The sequence below is a fragment of the Algoriphagus jejuensis genome (genome assembly GCF_039523455.1).
Classification (GTDB): domain Bacteria; phylum Bacteroidota; class Bacteroidia; order Cytophagales; family Cyclobacteriaceae; genus Algoriphagus; species Algoriphagus jejuensis.
On the sequence record NZ_BAAAFI010000048.1, the window covers coordinates 103394 to 120852 of the forward strand.

General features: G+C 46.6%; 18 protein-coding genes, 1 other RNA gene and 1 pseudogene. 7 read left to right on the plus strand and 13 right to left on the minus strand.

The features are described 5' to 3' along the window. Positions 1 to 5 precede the first annotated feature (5 nt). The 4 genes from ABD031_RS20525 to ffs form a co-directional block, all read right to left on the minus strand. Positions 6 to 716, minus strand: a complete 711-nt coding sequence (locus tag ABD031_RS20525; RefSeq protein WP_343854722.1) for a cell division ATP-binding protein FtsE — start codon at positions 714 to 716, stop codon at positions 6 to 8. A gap of 3 nt (positions 717 to 719) precedes the next feature. Beyond that, positions 720 to 923, minus strand: a complete 204-nt coding sequence (locus tag ABD031_RS20530; RefSeq protein ID WP_343854723.1) for a fructose-6-phosphate aldolase — start codon at positions 921 to 923, stop codon at positions 720 to 722. A gap of 56 nt (positions 924 to 979) precedes the next feature. Then, positions 980 to 1639 carry a fructose-6-phosphate aldolase gene (gene fsa, locus ABD031_RS20535; RefSeq protein ID WP_343854724.1) on the minus strand — a complete coding sequence of 220 codons (660 nt, stop codon included), beginning with the start codon at positions 1637 to 1639 and terminating at the stop codon, positions 980 to 982. 139 nt (positions 1640 to 1778) lie between these two features. Beyond that, an RNA gene (gene ffs / locus ABD031_RS20540) (signal recognition particle sRNA small type) lies at positions 1779 to 1865 on the minus strand. Between the two features lie 136 nt (positions 1866 to 2001). Between ffs and ABD031_RS20545 the strand changes: the two genes are divergently transcribed. Together ABD031_RS20545 and ABD031_RS20550 are read left to right on the plus strand one after the other, a co-directional pair. Continuing rightward, positions 2002 to 3642, plus strand: a complete 1641-nt coding sequence (locus tag ABD031_RS20545; RefSeq protein ID WP_343854726.1) for a M28 family metallopeptidase — start codon at positions 2002 to 2004, stop codon at positions 3640 to 3642. 445 nt (positions 3643 to 4087) lie between these two features. Beyond that, a complete protein-coding gene (locus tag ABD031_RS20550; protein WP_343854727.1) occupies positions 4088 to 4516 on the plus strand; it encodes a hypothetical protein in 429 nt (142 codons plus the stop codon). 226 nt (positions 4517 to 4742) lie between these two features. On the opposite strand, the gene ABD031_RS22425 is transcribed toward ABD031_RS20550, so the two are convergent. Further along, a complete protein-coding gene (locus ABD031_RS22425; RefSeq protein WP_425542813.1) occupies positions 4743 to 4961 on the minus strand; it encodes a pentapeptide repeat-containing protein in 219 nt (72 codons plus the stop codon). Between the two features lie 12 nt (positions 4962 to 4973). Between ABD031_RS22425 and ABD031_RS22430 the strand changes: the two genes are divergently transcribed. After that, entirely contained in the window at positions 4974 to 5261 is a 288-nt protein-coding gene (locus ABD031_RS22430; RefSeq protein WP_425542814.1) for a hypothetical protein, read from the plus strand. Here ABD031_RS22430 and ABD031_RS22435 read toward each other — a convergent pair. Beyond that, positions 5154 to 5384, minus strand: a pseudogene (locus tag ABD031_RS22435) (hypothetical protein); the annotation flags it as partial. The gene ABD031_RS22430 and the pseudogene ABD031_RS22435 overlap by 108 nt on opposite strands. Positions 5385 to 5525: 141 nt before the next feature. On the opposite strand from ABD031_RS22435, the gene ABD031_RS20560 reads away from it, so the two are divergent. Both ABD031_RS20560 and ABD031_RS20565 read left to right on the plus strand, forming a co-directional pair. Next, positions 5526 to 5657: a hypothetical protein gene (locus ABD031_RS20560; RefSeq protein WP_343854730.1), complete on the plus strand. Its 132-nt coding sequence runs from the start codon at positions 5526 to 5528 to the stop codon at positions 5655 to 5657. 161 nt (positions 5658 to 5818) lie between these two features. Further along, positions 5819 to 6703: an ROK family protein gene (locus ABD031_RS20565; protein ID WP_343854731.1), complete on the plus strand. Its 885-nt coding sequence runs from the start codon at positions 5819 to 5821 to the stop codon at positions 6701 to 6703. A gap of 63 nt (positions 6704 to 6766) precedes the next feature. Here ABD031_RS20565 and ABD031_RS20570 read toward each other — a convergent pair whose 3' ends face one another. Both ABD031_RS20570 and ABD031_RS20575 read right to left on the minus strand, forming a co-directional pair. Beyond that, positions 6767 to 8179, minus strand: a complete 1413-nt coding sequence (locus ABD031_RS20570) for a sulfatase family protein (RefSeq protein WP_343854732.1) — start codon at positions 8177 to 8179, stop codon at positions 6767 to 6769. Between the two features lie 43 nt (positions 8180 to 8222). Next, on the minus strand, positions 8223 to 9470 hold the full coding sequence (locus tag ABD031_RS20575) for an ROK family transcriptional regulator (protein WP_343854734.1): 1248 nt from the start codon (positions 9468 to 9470) through the stop codon (positions 8223 to 8225). A 202-nt stretch (positions 9471 to 9672) separates the two neighbouring features. Between ABD031_RS20575 and ABD031_RS20580 the strand changes: the two genes are divergently transcribed. Further along, positions 9673 to 10194 (plus strand): cupin domain-containing protein, encoded by a 522-nt coding sequence (locus ABD031_RS20580; RefSeq protein ID WP_343854735.1) that lies wholly within the window; start codon positions 9673 to 9675, stop codon positions 10192 to 10194. Between the two features lie 320 nt (positions 10195 to 10514). Here ABD031_RS20580 and ABD031_RS20585 read toward each other — a convergent pair whose 3' ends face one another. The 5 genes from ABD031_RS20585 to ABD031_RS20605 all read right to left on the minus strand — a co-directional run bounded on the left by ABD031_RS20585 (position 10515) and on the right by ABD031_RS20605 (position 15534). Then, positions 10515 to 12059, minus strand: a complete 1545-nt coding sequence (locus ABD031_RS20585) for a toxin-antitoxin system YwqK family antitoxin (protein WP_343854736.1) — start codon at positions 12057 to 12059, stop codon at positions 10515 to 10517. A 106-nt stretch (positions 12060 to 12165) separates the two neighbouring features. Beyond that, positions 12166 to 12741 carry a hypothetical protein gene (locus ABD031_RS20590; RefSeq protein WP_343854737.1) on the minus strand — a complete coding sequence of 192 codons (576 nt, stop codon included), beginning with the start codon at positions 12739 to 12741 and terminating at the stop codon, positions 12166 to 12168. 3 nt (positions 12742 to 12744) lie between these two features. Continuing rightward, positions 12745 to 13743 carry a 3-oxoacyl-ACP synthase III family protein gene (locus ABD031_RS20595; RefSeq protein WP_343854739.1) on the minus strand — a complete coding sequence of 333 codons (999 nt, stop codon included), beginning with the start codon at positions 13741 to 13743 and terminating at the stop codon, positions 12745 to 12747. Between the two features lie 102 nt (positions 13744 to 13845). After that, a complete protein-coding gene (locus ABD031_RS20600) occupies positions 13846 to 14544 on the minus strand; it encodes an SOS response-associated peptidase (RefSeq protein ID WP_343854740.1) in 699 nt (232 codons plus the stop codon). A 30-nt stretch (positions 14545 to 14574) separates the two neighbouring features. After that, positions 14575 to 15534 (minus strand): YheT family hydrolase, encoded by a 960-nt coding sequence (locus ABD031_RS20605; RefSeq protein ID WP_343854741.1) that lies wholly within the window; start codon positions 15532 to 15534, stop codon positions 14575 to 14577. 110 nt (positions 15535 to 15644) lie between these two features. On the opposite strand from ABD031_RS20605, the gene ABD031_RS20610 reads away from it, so the two are divergent. Beyond that, the gene (locus tag ABD031_RS20610) at positions 15645 to 17294 is read left to right on the plus strand and encodes a pyruvate dehydrogenase complex dihydrolipoamide acetyltransferase (RefSeq protein WP_343854743.1); all 1650 of its coding nucleotides are present in this window, start codon (positions 15645 to 15647) and stop codon (positions 17292 to 17294) included. Positions 17295 to 17459 lie beyond the last annotated feature (165 nt).

Here is a 17459-nt window from a genome sequence, read left to right on the forward strand (position 1 = left end):
TCGGATCAGAAAGATGAGCCGAAGGATATGTCGTGAACTTGACTATCCAGCAGTTTTCCTTTTTCACACTTCAGCACCCGATAGGGGAATTTGCGAAGCAACTCGTGATTGTGTGTGGCCATCAGGATGGCTGTGCCTTTTTTGTTGATTTCCTGGAAAAGTCTGAAAATACCATCTGCAACATCGGGATCGAGGTTTCCGGTAGGTTCATCGGCAAGCAGGATCGAAGGTTCATTGAGCAAAGCTCTTGCTATGACCACGCGCTGCTGTTCACCGCCCGAAAGTTGATGGGGCATTTTTTGCAACGCATCGGTCAGGCCAACCTGAATCAGGACTTCGCTGATCCGTTCCTTAATCTTCGCGGCATCCGTCCAGCCGGTTGCTTTGAGCACGAAAGAGAGGTTTTCCCTAATACTTCGGTCGCTGAACAATTGAAAATCCTGAAAGATGATACCGATCTTTCGACGGAGATAGGGGATTTCGTTATTCTTAATCTTGGTAAGCGAATATCCGACGATTTCTGCCAGACCTGATTGCAACGGAAGATCGGCATAGAGGGTCTTGAGCAGGGAGCTTTTGCCGCTGCCGGTTCTGCCGATCAGGAATACAAATTCATGCTGCTCCACCGCAAAATTGATGTCAGACAATACGGGACTATCTCCCTGAAAGATGGTAGCCTGGGTGACCTGAAGTACAGGTTTGGTACTGAAATCCATGGTTTAAAGCTCTAGTTTTTGAAGTTTTCCGAAGGGGAGATTTTTGATCACATCCTCCAGCTCGGTTTCTTTTCCGGCCAACCCGTATTTTTCAATACTTTTCAGAGGTCTGTCGGCTCGGAAGTAGGCGACCAAAACGAAATTTTCATCCCGAATCTGGATGTAGTCAGGAATTTTGGCTTTTCCTTTTACCTTGATGATATACATGCTGTGGGGATAAAAAAAGAGGCTGAATCGGTGAAGAAACAGCCTCTTTTGGTTTTTTATTTTCCGGCTGCTTTAGCGTGGTCAGCCAGAAACTGTGCCAGACCCGAATCCGTCAACGGATGCTTGAGGAGTCCGGTGATCACTTTGAGTGGACAGGTGACCACATCCGCACCGAGTTCTGCACACTTGATCAAGTGCATGGTGTGGCGTACGGATGCTGCGAGGATTTCAGTTTCGAAGCCGTAGTTTTGATATATATGGGCGATCTGAGCGATCAATTCCAGTCCATCATAAGAGATGTCATCCAATCGGCCGATGAACGGGGAGAGGTAGCTGGCCCCTGCTTTGGCGGCAAGGATCGCCTGACCTGCGGAAAATACCAATGTACAGTTGGTACGGATGCCTTCACTGTGGAAATATTTCAAAGCTTTGACCCCGTCCTTAATCATTGGGATCTTCACGACGATTTTGTCATCGATTTTGGCAAGTTCCTTGCCTTCGCTGATCATGCCTTCAAAGTTGGTGGAGATCACCTCCGCACTTACTTTATCATCAACGATGTCGCAAATGGCCTTATAGTGCGCTTTTACGTTGGCGTCTCCGCTGATGCCTTCCTTGGCCATCAAAGACGGATTGGTAGTCACGCCGTCCAATACACCCAGATCATAGGCTTCGCGGATTTCATCGAGATTGGCAGTGTCAATAAAGAATTTCATGGGAATAGGTTTTTTGTTAAGACTTGTTGAAAAAGGCTTAAGGTTGAGATTGATTTATAATAGGCTAACGGACAAAGTTAGAAGATAAATCAGGATTAGGAATTCCTAGGGGAAGCCAATTTGGAAAAATTAGGGCAAAAAAGAAGCGGCATCGCACCGCTACAACCGCCTACCCTTGCTTCCTTCCGGACCTGGGGGATTCAGCAGGAGCTGGTCGTGCCGCTAGGTCACAAAGGTAAAGTAAATTTCACTCCGCGCAAGGCTCCGCATCCAATTGGTACCTATGCCTCAGTAAATCAACCGGTAAATTTTTATCTTGGGGCACCAAATGAGTTTATCTTCCCCAACCTTAAACAAAGTTTATGAAAAATACAGGAATTGCTTCATTTGCCGTCTTGGCTGTGCTTTCGGCCTGCCACGCTCCAGTCAAACCAACTTACAAGTTTCAAGTTGACGACATTGAACCCAATCTGATCACCCTTTCTTCGGATGAGTTTATGGGGCGGATGCCCTTTACCGAAGGCGAAAAAATAACGACTGATTTCTTGGAAACCCAATTTAAAAGTCTGGGCTTGGAGCCTGGCAATGGCGATTCCTATTTTCAGGACGTGCCCATGGTATCCATTACCTGTAGTCCGGCAGAGACCATGGAGTTCAAAAGCAACAATGAAAATGCGTCTATCGAAGGTCTCCAGGACTTTGTAATCTGGACGCAGCGAACCGATACGCTGGTGGACGTGAAAGATGCCGAAGTGATCTTTGCGGGATTTGGGATTGTGGCGCCGGAATATGGTTGGAATGACTACAAAAACATTGATGTGAAGGGGAAAATCGTTGTCGTCCTAGTCAACGATCCGGGATTTGGAACGGAGGACGCGTCGCTCTTCAAAGGAAACACGATGACCTACTATGGCCGCTGGACTTATAAGTACGAGGAAGCTGCTCGGCAAGGCGCTTTAGGTTGTCTAATCGTGCACAACACCATTCCTGCCGGATACGGGTTTAACGTCATTCAAAACAGCTGGAAGGCATCCAAACTTTACCTTGATGACCGGGGAAAGGAACCTTACAAACTTGGGTTTGAGGGCTGGATTACTCTTCCGACTGCCAAAAAACTGTTTGAAATGGGAGGGATGAAGGACTCGGAAATGCTTGCCAAAGCTCGAAAGGCAGACTTTGAGGCGGTCCCAATGGGGATTTCTGCGACAGGATCTATTGAAGTAGAAGCAAAATACAATGTCTCCAAAAATGTGGTGGCCAAGGTGACCGGCAAGACAAACCCAGATGAATACCTGATCTATTCCGCCCATTGGGATCATTTTGGGATTGGTAAGCCCGATGAGACCGGCGACTCAATTTACAACGGAGCCCTGGACAATGCCTCCGGGACTGCCGCACTTCTTGCTTTGGCAAAGGCCTTCAAAACCGACGCCCAGCCCGAAAGAACGGTTGTTTTTCTGGCTGTTACGGCCGAAGAGCAGGGACTTTGGGGCTCAGCCTACTATGCGCAAAACCCTATTTACCCCAAGGAAAAAACCGTCGCCAACATCAACATGGATGGCATCAATCCCTACGGCAAGATGAAGGACGTGTCCATCATCGGCGTGGGTCAGTCTGAGATGGAGGATCTGCTCAATGTGGAACTGGAAAAACTCGGACGGTACAGTGCTCCCGAACCTAATCCAGTCGCCGGATATTATTTCCGATCAGACCATTTCAATTTTGCCAAAGTCGGAATTCCTGCTTTGTATTTTGGGACGGGGATAGATCACGTCGAAAAAGGCAAAGAGTACGGAAAACAACTTCAGGAGGACTACACGGCCAACTACTACCACAAGCCTAACGAAGAGTATGACCCCGCGCGTTGGAATCTGGACGGCGCAGCCGATGACGTGCAGCTGCTTTACAATGTGGGTCGGTCACTGGCCAATTCGGATAAGTGGCCGAGCTGGAAAGCCAACTCGGAATTCAAGGCTGTTAGGGAGGAGTATATGAAAAAGTGAGAGTAATGCGTAGTATTTAATCCTTTCGATGTGATAACTAGAGGCTGTCTTCGTTTGTCGGGACAGCTTCTTCTATTAGTATATGTAGGATAACTTTCTCTGACCGCTTCCGAATAATTTTCCGGTCCAGTTGGAGTTAAGACTCCGAAGCGCTTTTTATCAAAGACTTCGCTATAGACATTGTCAGCAAGATGAGGTTGATCTTTGACACTTGCTTTACAAAAAAAAGTAAGATATAGGCGAAAATGAGCCAAGTTTTTACACTGAATAGGAACTTTACTGGAATGTTGTTAGATTTTCCAGACCATTTTTTGCACCCAGTTTCTGAAGATTTATTGAATACTCCAATTCGTTATGGTTCGTTTTGACAGTCAGTCTGTTGGGATACGAAGGTGCAAACAAGTGTACGTTTCAGGTTCTATCTATAATTATCAACTAAAACACTGTGAAAGGTTTTCTTAAATTTATTGGAGTTTACCTCCTGTCTGTCATTTGCAATTTGGCCAGCGGTCAGGTGATGGATCGTCAACTGGCTAATGCCGAAAAGTTGATCAAGAGCGATGGCTATGAACTGACGCATACCATAATTGAGGGCTCCTTGGATGAATCAGATGACGAAAATCGCTTTTTTACGTTACAGGAGGGGTGGACATATAAATTCGTTTTAGTCTGCGACAACGACTGTACCGATATAGATCTTTGCATCCATGATGAGAATGAAAATTCTATCGGGTGTGATGAAGATTCCTCGGATTTTGCATTGGCTGAAGTGACCCCTAAGTGGACCGGGAGATTTCATGCCCTAATAGAAATGTATGATTGTTCGGTAGATCCATGCACTTACAAGTTTGCAATTTTCGGAAAAGAAGAGTGAGGCTCCAGGCGGGTATTTATCGGCTATAGTTGAGCGCCGTCCATAGGGTTTGTTGTAGGATTTCATCATCGATGATTCCTAATTATCCGTTTACATATTGCAGTCGCAAAGGAAATGGCAGTCCGATTATGCTTCTGAATAAAAAAGGAACGAGAAAACTGTCGGGCAATTGTATTGGGCCTTATCCAGTTTGCAAAGGGGCAAGTGTTTTTGCAATGTTAGCGTTTCATCCCACTCTAATACCCCACTTCCCAAGCAATCCAGGCAAGCCTTCCAAGTCAAAACGTGCGCCTTTGATCTTGTTTCTTTCGGGATCGATGCGGTAGTTGACGGCTTCGCGGAAGTCGGCTTTTTCCAGATTGGTTTGGTCAAAAACAGTTCCGCTAAGCTCAGAGCCTGAAAAATTTGACCCGCTGAGATCAGCTTGCGAAAAGTCTGTTTCCAACAGTCTACTTTTTTGAAAGATGGATTTCTTCAGCTTCAGGTGAAAAAAATTGCAGTAATCCAGCTGACAGCCTTGGAAGTTGAATTCCAACAGAAAGGGGTTGGCGGCGTTGAAATGGACTCCGAGAATCTTGCAAGCCTCGAATCGAACGGTTTGGAAGGATACCCCAGAGACCTTGGCATTACTCAAGTCACAGTTTTTGAAGGTACAATTTTCGAAGCTGGAACCCTGGAAATTCAGGCCGGAAAAAGTACAGCCGACGAAGGTGCAGGATTCATATTCGCCGATTTCAAAATTTGATGCTAACAGGTTTTGGAAGGTTCTTTCTCGGGAAAATGGCATTTCAATTCTGGATCTAAAAGAGATGAGGTTGCTGGCGAGAGTGTTTTTTTTTTCAGGATTTGCGATTGCTCTGGGATCCATTGAGTTAGAGTAACTCCAACAGCTTTAATGGCCCAATTTTATAACAATAAGATGAGAATTGATAGGGATTTAACTGGATCGGTACGTTTAGGTGGCGGCAGATTTTATATTTTTGCCCCATTCCATTTCTAAGTCCCCCGCATGAAATTCTTTCTGATAGCCTGTGAAATCCACGTAATCGGCTATGTCGCCGACTGGAATACGGTTAATTCCAAAAATATTTCCGCTGAGAAAATTGTCTTGGGAGTTCCCTTCAACGGCCGCATGTGGTGAGGATTCTACCTGGATTATCTGCGCGAATGGGGAGTGCCTAGGGCTAATGATGAAATTTATCAAAGAACAAGGGCTGGGCGGAGCAATGTTTTGGGAAATGTCCGAAGACAATACCAGAACACTCCTAAATACCCTTTTCAGTACATTGAACCAAAAAACTGATGTTAAAGATTGAACCTATGACGACATATGGATTTGATATCGGGGGCTCGCATATTTCTGGAGCCCAGATTGCTTGGGATGGAGTATCGGCGAAAATCAGTGCCTTTCATGAAGGAGACGTGGATACGTATCGCAGTGTTGAGGAGATTATCGCGGACTGGACTGCTGTGATTAGGCAGTCTGTTGGACTGCGCACCGAGATCCGGGTTGGGATCGCGATGCCGGGACCCTATGACTACCCCAACGGTGTTTCCCTGATCAAAGACCAGGGGAAGATGAAGTCGCTCTATGGCCTTTCTGTGAAAAATCTGTTGGCCGAAAGCCTAAAAATTGACCCTGTTCGGATTGTTTTTGTCAACGATGCCGAGGCTTTTCTTTTGGGAGAAAGCCTGGCCGGTGCCGGTCGTGGATTTGATAATTCTATTGGCCTGACGCTGGGTACGGGCTTAGGTTCTGCATTTAAAATCGGAGCGCAAGTCACCGATGCAAAACTCTGGACGGCATCCTTCAGAGACGGCATCGCAGAGGATTATCTGGGGACAGGTTGGTTTAAGCAGTATGCGTCAGCGCAGTTTGGAATAACGATCTCTGGGTTGAAAGACCTGCTTTTCGGAGATTTTGACCCTGAGATAGTTGGTAAGATTATGACCGAGTTTGGTAGAACGCTGGGTGAGTTCTTGTCTCCGTATATCGTCAAGATGAATTGCCAGGGAGTGGTGATCGGAGGAAAAATTGCCAGAGCTGAAACCCACTTTTTGCCTCATACCCATGCGTATCTGGAATCGGTAGGATGCCCTGTTCAGATCCGCATCTCAGCATTGGAAGAAAAAGCAGCCATGATCGGGGCTTGTCATCCGTTTCTTGCGGGGATCACAGCAGATTGAAAATTTCCGAAAGCTTTACGAATGATTATACAAATTCTGATTTGTACTAGCCAGTTGAATAGTTTACTTAATTCTCCCGGCTTTCCGATTGTTTGCTCCCTCATTTCCCGTCAAAGCATCTCCAAGATCAGCCCTTGCCTGATCCGCAAAGCCGTTTAGCTTCGCCAGTATTTCCGGATTGTGGGAGGAAACGTCTGTAGTTTCTCCCCGGTCTTTTGCGAGATCAAATAGAGAGGGGTTTTCAAGCTTGACGTTGATGTATTTCACTGGAATCCCATCGTTTCTCATTTCAGTTCCGGCGGGTATAGTCCGGTAGGTGTGAGGGAATACCAGTTTCCATTTGCCATAGATGACCGCTTGGAGCTCATTTTTGTTGTAGTAAGCGAAATAGGGTTTTAACGGTACGTTTTGTCCTTGAGTCAAAGGCCAGATATCCGAACCGTCTATTTTAAGTGTCGGAAGTTGGGAGTTGGTGACCTTGGCCAAGGTAGGCAGGATGTCAATCGTCATTGCCGCTTGATCCTGTATTTGTCCCGCGGGGATTTTCCCCGGCCAGGTCATGATTGCCGGTACGCGGATTCCGCCTTCCCAAGAGGTTCCTTTTCCCTCTCTCAATCCAGCCTGTAAGCCAGCGTGGCCTCCATAGGAAAGCCAAGGTCCATTATCTGAAGTGAAGATGATCAGTGTGTTTTCGTCCAAACCGAGCTCCTTCAGTTTGCTTCGGATTTCGCCGACAGACCAGTCGATCTCCATCATGACGTCGCCATATGCTCCCTGCGCGGATTTCCCTTGGAATTTGTCTGAAGTATAAAGCGGCACATGTGGCATACTGTGCGCGAGGTAGAGGAAGAAGGGCTGACCCTGGTTTTTTTCGATAAACTCCAGGGACTTGTAGGTGTACCAGGAAGTCAACTCTCGCTGGTCTTCCAGATAGGCTATCGCCTTTTCTCCTTCGATCAATGGGAGCGGAGGATAATATCCTTTTACTTCGGGATGATTGGGCCACATGTCATTGGAGTATGGAAGTCCAAAATAGCTGTTGAAGCCCTGGTTTGTGGGTAGAAACTCAGTGTGGTGGCCTAAGTGCCACTTGCCGACCATTCCCGTTTGGTAGCCGGTGGCTTTGAGCATCTCAGCGATTGTCGTCTCCTCTGGGTTTAGCCCATGTTTGGCCGAATGGTCAATAGCACCATACAATTCGAGGCGGTTGGCGTAAGTGCCCGTCAACAGCGCAGCTCTCGAAGCAGTACAGACGGCGTGAGGAACGTAGAATTGGGTAAAGCGTACCCCATCTTCCGCAAGCTGATCCAAGTTCGGGGTTTCCCAACCTTTGGCACCGTACACGCCCAGATCCCCATAGGCCATGTCGTCGGCAAAAATGAGGATGATGTTGGGTTTTTGATCTTTAACTTTTTCCGAAGGAGTAAAAAAAAGTAGACTGGCCAGAATCGAAAGGGAATAGAAAAGCGCAAACATGGAACTTGAAGTTGAGGAGATAAGGATTCAAACTAGGGCAGGCCTAGCTTAGCCGATTGATGACATCGTCAAACAGCTTCTCGTTCACGACTGCGACGCCACCTAAAAGCCCGACATCTTTGCCTAGCTGGTAGAGTGCCAATTGCGATTTTTCACGGGATTTGGCCATGCTGTAGATATTTAGAGCCTGCTGAATCGGCGTGATCAAGTATTGGTTGGCCTCTGCCACAGAGCCGCCGATGATGATCAATTCGGGATTGAGGAGCTGGATGAGAATAGAAATCCCTCGGCCCAAGTCCAGTCCTGCTTCGGATAGGATGGTGATGGCGCGCTGATCGCCAGCCAAGGCTGCTTCTACAACCAATCCCGGTTCCAACTCGCCTTGATGATCTCGCACCATTCTGGCCAAGATGCTGTCCTTGTCAAGTTTGATGGCGTCTTCCGCCATGCGTACGATTGCCGTGCCTGAGGAGACTGACTCTAGGCACCCTTTCTTTCCGCAGGTACAGGTCACATCTCTCGACTCGAAAATCGGCGAATGAGAAAACTCCCCTGCGAATCCAGAAGCACCGTGGTAGATTTTGCCGTCGATGATGATGCCGAGGCCGATTCCCCAGCCGATGAAAATCCCGAGGACATTTTTGTGGTTGTGGACAGAGCCAAATTTGAATTCGGCCAACGTCATTGCGCGGGCATCATTTTCAAGGAAGATCTTTTTGTGAAAGCGTTCTTCCAGATTTTCCAACAAGGTTTTTTTTCCAAATCTCAGGTAGGTGTAATTGACTCCGCCGATGGAATCCACCAATCCTGGCATCGAAAACCCGATTGCGATAATCTTTTCTGCGGGGATTTTGGTACTCGCCAGGTAGTGGTCGATCAAATCGCACAGCTGGTCGAATGTTTCCTTTTCATTGTTTAGAATAATCTTGTGATCTTCCTTTTCATAGGCCAACTCATGGGTACAAGAGTACAGCGCCAAGTGCATGTTGAACTTGGACAAATCTACGGAGAGGACGTAGAAGGCATTTTCGGCCAATCTATAGAGGTCTGGCTTTCGGCCTCCCTGGGATTCTGCCCGGCCTTGCTTGATCACTTCGCCGGAGTTCATCAGATCTGCGAGCAGTGCATTGACGGTTGGGAGTGAGATACCGACTTCGTTGCAGATTTCGCTGGCGGTATTGGCCCCTTTTAGGTAGAGGTTCTTGATGATTTTGATTTTATTCAGGTAGCTTTTTATTTCTACCACCCCCTCCATCTTGGAGATCAGTTCTTGCGGGTTAATTAGGTTCATAGCATAAAGGAATGCCTGAATTAAGGGAAATTTTAGGTTTCAAAAAAGACTTCCTGAAAAAAATTGAATAATAGACGAATGATGATTAAGGGAAATTCAAATTATTCCAAATCCGGGATTAGTTTTTAGAAAAGATTTGAAAATTTAACCCTGTGATTTCTGGGGAGTTGAACTTTCGCTAAATTTGCAAAAATTTTAGACAATGGACAATCTTGAAATAGGAGCTCAATTGAGCAAAGCAGAAGTTTTTGAAAAAGTTGAGGATAAGCTTACCGAACTTGGATTCAAGGTCGCTGCCAAAGATGTAGACCGACCTTGGGGTGGTTTTTTTGTCTTGGATGAAACTCAGATTCTGAAGTTTAAGACTGCATTTTTTGCAGAGGTAGAACTGTCAGAGGAGCAGTTGAAGCAGAAGTTGAGTCCTAAGTTTTTACTTGTTGCTCCTGGCGCAAGACTTTCTTGGCAGTACCACTTTCGAAGAGCGGAACTTTGGAAACTGATCGCCGGAAAATCTGCTATATCAAGAAGCCATTCGGATGAGCAGGGACCTGTAGAGGAGATGACTTCCGGTGTGGTGGTATCACTAGACAAAGGAGAACGTCATCGTCTTATTGGTGCTGACAATTGGGGTGTGGTTGCGGAGATTTGGATGCATTCAGATCCAGGAAGTCCCTCAGACGAGGATGATATCGTACGCCTTCAGGATGATTACTCCAGAAAATAGAAAAGCCCGGGGAATTCCCCGAGCTTCAAAAATTTAACGATTAGTCCGTAGTTCAATCACCCTTAAAATAAACTACTCAAGTTTAAAAAACTACTGCGGACAAGCCGAAAGAAGTATAGGAATTTACGAATAATAATTTGAAATCCAATTTTCTTGATTCAAAAATACTCAGGAATGGTGTGAAGTAATTTTTTAAAGAGTCGGCCCTCGGGGTCGACCATGCTTCGGTCGGCTAAGAAATCCAGAGTCACTTAGCAGTTTATGATATCGAGTAGGGTAGAGAATAAATTGGTAACCGGGGCAGCGGTCAGGCCCACGTGCTATTTTGCTTCGACAATTTCGTCTTTTTCGAAAACAATGAGGTCTTCAAGCCGCCCTGCGGAATTGTAATACCTCCAATGTCCTTCTTTTAGCCCATCCACCATGTTTCCTTCCGAGGCTTTGCGACCATTTTCGTGGTAAAAAATCCAAGTTCCATCTGCTTTTCCGGATTTGAAAGTCCCTTCGGATTCTTTTTGTCCGGTGATGTAGTAGGTGATACGCGTCCCTTCCCCATCATTTAGTGTGCCTTTGTCAAGCTTGGTCATTCCGTCGTAGCTGAAATAGTCCCCGACGTCCATAAGTTTGCCCCCATCCCAAAATTCCTCCTGAGTGAGTTGCTTGTTGTCATAGAATAGACCCCAAATCCCATCCTCCACCCCGAGTTTGTAAGTGCCGACGGACTTGAGTTGCCCGCCATCGTAATAATAAAACCACTGTCCGTCTTCCATCCCAAGGATGTATTGTCCTTCAGCGATCAGGATTCCGATTTTGTTGAAAAACTTCCAAAGACCCGTTTTTAGATCATTTCTGTAAGCGCCGATGGAATAGACTTTCCCATCTGGAAAGTAGCTTTTCCACATTCCGCTTTTGGCGCCTCCCTCATAAGAGCCTTGCACGGAGATTTCTCCAGAACTGTGGTATTCGACATATTCTCCGACGGGAACTCCCAATTCGTAAGTTTTGCGTTTGGAAAGTGACTTGTCAGGAAAATACTCCTCCCAGACTCCGACTGCAATGTCGTTTTCGTAGGACTCATTTCTTGCGATTCTTCCGGTTTGGTAATAATATTTCCAATCACCGGTCTTGTTGCCGCTTTCATCAAAGTACTCCTCAGCTTCTATCGTTTTGGTTTGTGGGAAATATCTTTTCCAAGGACCAATTTTCTCACCGTTTTTATAGCTACCTGTTTCCAGAAGAACAGAATAGAGGTATCGTTTGTACGCTCCCTCTAGTTGGCCGTTGGAATAGGTCGCCTCTACGGTGACATTTCCATCTGGATCGTATTCTAGGTATGGCCCTTCACGGAGACCTTTGGAGTAAAATTCCCTCGCAGCCAATTCGCCAAATTCATAATAGCTTGCCCATTGGCCAGTTCTTTGGCCGTTTTCGTATTGTCCTTCAGTAAGAACCTGACTTGGGTCGACGTAGGAAGGATTACCGGCTTTGCCGTAAAACTCCGTGTATTTCCCTACGACCACGCTGTCCTGATAGATCAGTTGTTTTTTGAGGGCTCCCTCGATATCATAGAAGTAAGCAGGGCCGAAAAGTTTTCCGTCCCGATAGTCAAGGGCTTCACGTCGCTTGCCATTTGAATGGAAATTGGTCCAAACCCCATCTTTTTTGCCGTTGACAAAGGTGCCCTCTGCAACTTGAGTATTGGTTTTTTGATTGTAGAATTTCCAGAGCCCTTCCCGTTGTCCTTTTGCAACTACTCCGGTCGCCATGAGCGTGGAGTCAGCGTTGAATTGCTGAATCACTTGGGGTTCCTGTGCGTGGGATGAAAAGTAAAGAAGAATAAAAGCTGCCAGAAGCAAATTTCTCATGTTGGGTAGATTTGGGTGTGGTTCTAGTGGAACCCAAGACAAACGATCTAAAGAAGAGATTCGACATACTTTCTACGTGCGAATCTTTTTCCTGTTTAAAATTAAGCTAATTCCTGCTTTGTTCGCTTGGAAGCTCCAGCATACTTAGGATTTTTTTAACCTCCCTGCAGAGCGATGCAACCGTAGCTTTGGGGTCTTTTTCGATTTCTACCGATTTGATCCACAGGTGGAAATCGAGGTCAGATCTCTGAATTATTTTTGGATCATCGCTTAGATTTTTATTCAAAATCAGGTCTGGATAGTCCCATTTATTTTCACTCAGTCCGAAAGAAAACCCTTGCTGTAGCAGCTGAAGGATTGGGTTTTTCCGATTTTTGCCCATCAAAATACTTACAAAAAATCCATTTCCAAACCAATTGAGCAGCCGAATGTTTACTCCGTCGACGGAGTCGAAATCCCGGACTACGTCCAAGACCTGGTATGGCAGTCCCAAGAGATCGTTGCCTTTGGAAATTTTGGAGCTTCGTACTCTGGGGGAAATGCCTTCCAGATCCCGCAGCGGAACGGAGTTTGCCACCGCTTCCAAAATGCTGATGAATTGACTTTTAAGGAAGTTTTGCTGACGAATCAGGTCTACGTCTAGCCACAGGTTGAGGTCAAGCGGGCGAATAGAGTCATCCATTTTTTACCAACGCAAAAGAACTGATGCCCAGGCAAAACCCGAGCCGAAAGCGGCCAAGCACACCAAATCACCATCCCTTAACCGACCTTGTTCCCACGCTTGGGAAAGGGCGATAGGAATCGTGCCTGCGGTGGTGTTTCCGAGATACATGATATTGTTGAAGACTTTATCGTCAGGAAGACCGAGTTTCTGCTGGATGTACTGACTGATTCTCAGATTAGCCTGATGCGGCACCAAAAGGTCGATGTCCTCCTTAGCATATCCATTGTGCTCCAACGATTCTTTAATCACTTCCATAAAGCGGACGATCGCGTGCTTGAAAACCGTATTTCCATTCATCTTGAGAAAAAAATCACCGCGATCAACCATCTCTTGAGAGATCCGGATCTTTCCGCTCGAGCTTGGAGCGATGCAGTACAGTTCCTCGGCGAAGGAACCATCGGAGTGCAAATGCGAACTGAGAATGCCCGGTTCATCCTGTTTGACAGCACCAAGGACAACGGCTCCCGCACCATCGGCGAAGATCACAGCACTGGATCTGCCTTCGTTGCTTTTGTCGAGACCGGAGGATTGGATTTCAGCGCCGACCACCAATATCTTTTTGTACATCCCCGTTTTGATAAACTGGTCAGCCACAGAAAGCGCATATAGGAATCCTGAGCAGGCGTTTTTCACGTCCAGCGCGCCAATGCTTGGCAGTCCCAGCTCTTTCTGAAGCAAGACGCCATTGCCGGGTACAAAATAGTCGGAAGTAATGGTCGCAAAAACGATGAAGTCAATTTCCTTGGAGGATACTCCTGCGCGTTCCATTGCCATTCGGCTGGCCTTGGCCGACATATTGGTCACGGTGTCGACACCTGGAGTATACCAGCGCCGCTCATGAATTCCGGTTCGTTCGACAATCCACTCATCGTTGGTGTCCATCATTTCTGATAGTTCCTTATTGGTCACAATCCGTTCAGGGACGTAGTGGCCTGCACCGAGAATTCGAGACTTGTTCATTGTTATTTAGGTCTATGTTTTCGGGAAAATCTTTTGACTGATCATAGTGATAGTGCCTCGAATTTCCACAATAAGCTTATAATTGGTTTCTCGTTTTTGAATCTATCCGAAAAGTGTGTAGTTCCCAAACTGATCCATCGGCGAGATTTTGCGAATTATTCCTGGAGAATCATTTTGCACGGAGTTTACCAAGGAAGAAACTGTATAACTCAGCATCAATTCGGTGGGATAGGGCTTGAGTAGGTTTAGCAAGGCTTCTTCCGAAGCGTATTTGTCTAGCCAGAGTTTTTCTTGACTTCGGTTGAGAATCACCGGCATACGTTCGTGAATTTCTTCGACGACTTCATTGGGCGTGGTTGTCAAAATCAAAAACGTGTGCTGAGATTCTCCGGAGACTGTTTCGTATTCTTCCCATATTCCCGCAAATGCAAAAAGGTCATCCTCCCGAAGCGTGAATCGATAGGGGATTTTGGTCTTCTTGCCGAGTTTTTTCCATTCAAAAAAGCCATCGGCGGGAATCAGGCAGCGTCTTCTCTGGAACGAATTTTTAAAGGATATTTTTTCGTGAACAGACTCAGCTTTTGCGTTAATCAACTTCTGAGAGACCGGTTTGTTTTTTCCAAAATCCGGAGTAAGTCCCCAGTAGAAGAATGAGAAGCCTTTTGGGCTGTCTGAGGTGATCACCGGCACGAGCTGCGTTGGGGCAATATTGAACCTCGGTTTGAAGTCCGTCAGCATTTCCGCCTGGAATCGTTCTTCCAATTCATCTTTACTTTTGCTGAGGGAGTATCTTCCGCACATGGTCAGAGAGTTAAATTATTTGAGGGGAAGTTAGAGATCATGGGTTATAAATTCAACTGCCCGTTGTTCAGAGTAGTAGCTTTTTTCTCGGGAAGGCCCGGAAAAGCCGACATGACCTCCATGCTTGGGGAATTCGAAATGTATCAGATCCAGACTTTTTGCCAATTTTGTAGGGAAGCAGGCGGTGCTCAAAAAGGGATCATTCCGCGCATTCAACACCAGCGTGGGGATTTCGATGCGGTCAAGAAACTGAAGCGAGGAGTTGATCTCGTAGTATTCGGCAGCATCCTGGAATCCGTGCAGGGGACCCGTGTAGAAATCATCAAAATCCCGGAGCGTCTTAGTTTTTTGAAGCATCTTTAGGTTTAGCTCTTGAGGGAAAATCAGAGACTTGGCGACGACTTTCGCTTTGAGGGTAGTCAGGAAGCGTTTTGAATAAATGATGTTTTCTCCAGTGGAGATCTTTTTGCAAGAACTGGCTAAATCAAGAGGAACAGAGATAGTGACGGCTTTTTTGAGCTTTGAATTGCTAGACTTTTTTTCGCCAAGGTACTTCAAGGTGAGATTTGCGCCTAGACTAAATCCCAGAAGGTAGATTTCCTGATAGTTTTTTTGTCCATGGTTTACGACCGTCTCCAGATCGTAGGTAGCCCCGCTGTGATAGAAGATTGCTTTGCGGTTCAGCTCTTCCCCGCATCCCCGAAAGTTCCAGGTGAGGACATCGAAGCCTGCGAGGATGAACTTTCGAGCCATCCCGAGCATGTAGGGCCGAGTGCTGTTTCCCTCCAGACCATGGCTGATAATCACCAAACGGCGACTGCCGGACCTAAACCAATCGAGATCCAGAAAGTCTTCATCCGGGGTTTCTATCCGTTCACGCACAGGTTTTTGAATTTCTACCTTTCGGAAAAGCGCGGGGTAAATGGTTTCTAAGTGTCCGCTAAAGAGCAATTTAGACCGTTGATAGGAGCTTTCAGTAGTAAGTGGCATAGGGTAAAAAGACCTAAAACTGCTCGGAAAATACAGGTTATAAATTTGAATAAAGCGTTTTTAAAAACTATTTTTGGTCACTTTAAAAACGCACAAGCTCGAAATTACCTATGGCCGAAATAATCAGAATGCCAAAAATGAGTGACACAATGGAGGAGGGGGTGATCGCTGCATGGTTGAAAAAAGTGGGAGATACTGTCAAGCCGGGGGATATCTTGGCTGAGGTGGAAACCGACAAAGCAACCATGGAGTTGGAATCCTACGAAGAAGGTGTCCTCTTATATATTGGAGTTCAGGAGAAAGATTCCGTTCCTGTAAACGGTGTCATTGCCGTCATTGGGGAAAAAGGTGAAGACTATGAGCAGCTGCTCTCCGGGTCTGCTGCCCCCGCTGACTCTAAAAAAGAAGATTCCAAATCAGAAGATAAAGCAGCGGAACCTGAGAAATCTGAAAAAGCTGAAGCTCCCGCGGAGAAAATAGATACTTCCAGCATCAATGCGACGGTCATCACCATGCCAAAAATGAGTGATACCATGCAAGAGGGAACCATCGCCACCTGGTTGAAAAAGGTCGGCGACTCGGTGAAGTCTGGAGAAATCATCGCCGAAGTCGAGACAGATAAGGCAACCATGGAACTCGAGTCTTACGAGGACGGTGTGCTCCTACATATAGGTGTCGAGGCTGGCAACAGTGTTGCAGTCGATGGCGTCATTGCGGTGATCGGCGAAAAAGGTGCGGACTTCGAGACTTTGCTTAAAGCACAGCAGGCTGCGAGCAAGCCCACAGAACCGGCTGATACCAAAGCGGAATCTGCGCCAGAAAAGAAAACGGATACACCGGCTCCTACCGCTGCAGCGCCAGTGTCAAGTACACCAGCGCCAACTGCTGATGGAGAAAGAGTCAAAGCCTCCCCGTTGGCAAGAAAGATGGCCGAAGATAAAGGCTTGGATATCCGTCAAGTAAGTGGCTCAGGCGAAGGAGGAAGAGTCGTGAAGAAGGACATCGAAACTTTCGTGCCTTCTGCTGCCCCCGCAGCAGCTTCGACATCCGCTGCAGGTTCTGCACCTGCCGTGGGTCAGGAAAGCTTCCGTGAAGAGAAAGTCTCTCAAATGAGAAAAGTCATCGCGAAGCGATTGGCTGAAAGTAAGTTTGGTGCACCACACTTCTACCTGACCATGGAGATCAACATGGACAAGGCGATCGAAGCGAGAAAGAGCATGAACGAGATCTCTCCGGTGAAAATCTCTTTCAACGACATGGTGATCAAGGCTACTGCTTCTGCGCTTCGCCAAAATCCAAAAGTAAACTCTAGCTGGCTCGGAGACAAGATTCGCTACAACGACCATATCCACATCGGAATGGCAGTGGCTGTTGAAGACGGTCTGCTCGTACCAGTGATCCGATTTGCGGACAATCTGTCTTTGTCTCAGATTTCCAATCAGGCAAAAACACTCGGTGGCAAAGCAAAAACCAAAGAACTCCAGCCTAAGGACTGGGAAGGGAACACCTTCACGATCTCCAATTTGGGTATGTTCGGCATAGAAGATTTTACAGCCATCATCAATCCACCCGATGCGTGTATTCTGGCTGTCGGTGGCATTAAAGAAACCGTGATTGTGAAAAACGGCCAGATGCAAATCGGTAACGTAATGAAAGTGACACTTTCCTGCGATCACCGAGTGGTGGACGGAGCGGTAGGCTCTGCATTCCTGCTGACTCTCAAAGGTCTCCTTGAAGATCCCGTCAGGATCTTAATCTAATTGAAATACAACTGCCAAAAAGTCCTGCATAGTCAGGACTTTTTGCATTAGAACGGTTATTGGTAAGGAGTCGCAGAGTGACGGGGTGGCTGTATTCCTAGTCCAAAAGGAAAATCTGGAGTTTTCTCTACTACCTCAATAATTCAATCACCAAAAAAGCAATCA

What these genes read in the sequence shown, in the direction of transcription:
- ABD031_RS20525 (WP_343854722.1), bottom strand. Translation starts at nt 716, where the DNA reads ATGGATTTCAGTACCAAACCTGTACTTCAGGTCACCCAGGCTACCATC.
- ABD031_RS20530 (WP_343854723.1), bottom strand. Translation starts at nt 923, where the DNA reads ATGTATATCATCAAGGTAAAAGGAAAAGCCAAAATTCCTGACTACATC.
- fsa (WP_343854724.1), bottom strand. Translation starts at nt 1,639, where the DNA reads ATGAAATTCTTTATTGACACTGCCAATCTCGATGAAATCCGCGAAGCC.
- ABD031_RS20545 (WP_343854726.1), top strand. Translation starts at nt 2,002, where the DNA reads ATGAAAAATACAGGAATTGCTTCATTTGCCGTCTTGGCTGTGCTTTCG.
- ABD031_RS20560 (WP_343854730.1), top strand. Translation starts at nt 5,526, where the DNA reads ATGAAATTCTTTCTGATAGCCTGTGAAATCCACGTAATCGGCTATGTC.
- ABD031_RS20565 (WP_343854731.1), top strand. Translation starts at nt 5,819, where the DNA reads ATGTTAAAGATTGAACCTATGACGACATATGGATTTGATATCGGGGGC.
- ABD031_RS20570 (WP_343854732.1), bottom strand. Translation starts at nt 8,179, where the DNA reads ATGTTTGCGCTTTTCTATTCCCTTTCGATTCTGGCCAGTCTACTTTTT.
- ABD031_RS20575 (WP_343854734.1), bottom strand. Translation starts at nt 9,470, where the DNA reads ATGAACCTAATTAACCCGCAAGAACTGATCTCCAAGATGGAGGGGGTG.
- ABD031_RS20580 (WP_343854735.1), top strand. Translation starts at nt 9,673, where the DNA reads ATGGACAATCTTGAAATAGGAGCTCAATTGAGCAAAGCAGAAGTTTTT.
- ABD031_RS20585 (WP_343854736.1), bottom strand. Translation starts at nt 12,059, where the DNA reads ATGAGAAATTTGCTTCTGGCAGCTTTTATTCTTCTTTACTTTTCATCC.
- ABD031_RS20590 (WP_343854737.1), bottom strand. Translation starts at nt 12,741, where the DNA reads ATGGATGACTCTATTCGCCCGCTTGACCTCAACCTGTGGCTAGACGTA.
- ABD031_RS20595 (WP_343854739.1), bottom strand. Translation starts at nt 13,743, where the DNA reads ATGAACAAGTCTCGAATTCTCGGTGCAGGCCACTACGTCCCTGAACGG.
- ABD031_RS20600 (WP_343854740.1), bottom strand. Translation starts at nt 14,544, where the DNA reads ATGTGCGGAAGATACTCCCTCAGCAAAAGTAAAGATGAATTGGAAGAA.
- ABD031_RS20605 (WP_343854741.1), bottom strand. Translation starts at nt 15,534, where the DNA reads ATGCCACTTACTACTGAAAGCTCCTATCAACGGTCTAAATTGCTCTTT.
- ABD031_RS20610 (WP_343854743.1), top strand. Translation starts at nt 15,645, where the DNA reads ATGGCCGAAATAATCAGAATGCCAAAAATGAGTGACACAATGGAGGAG.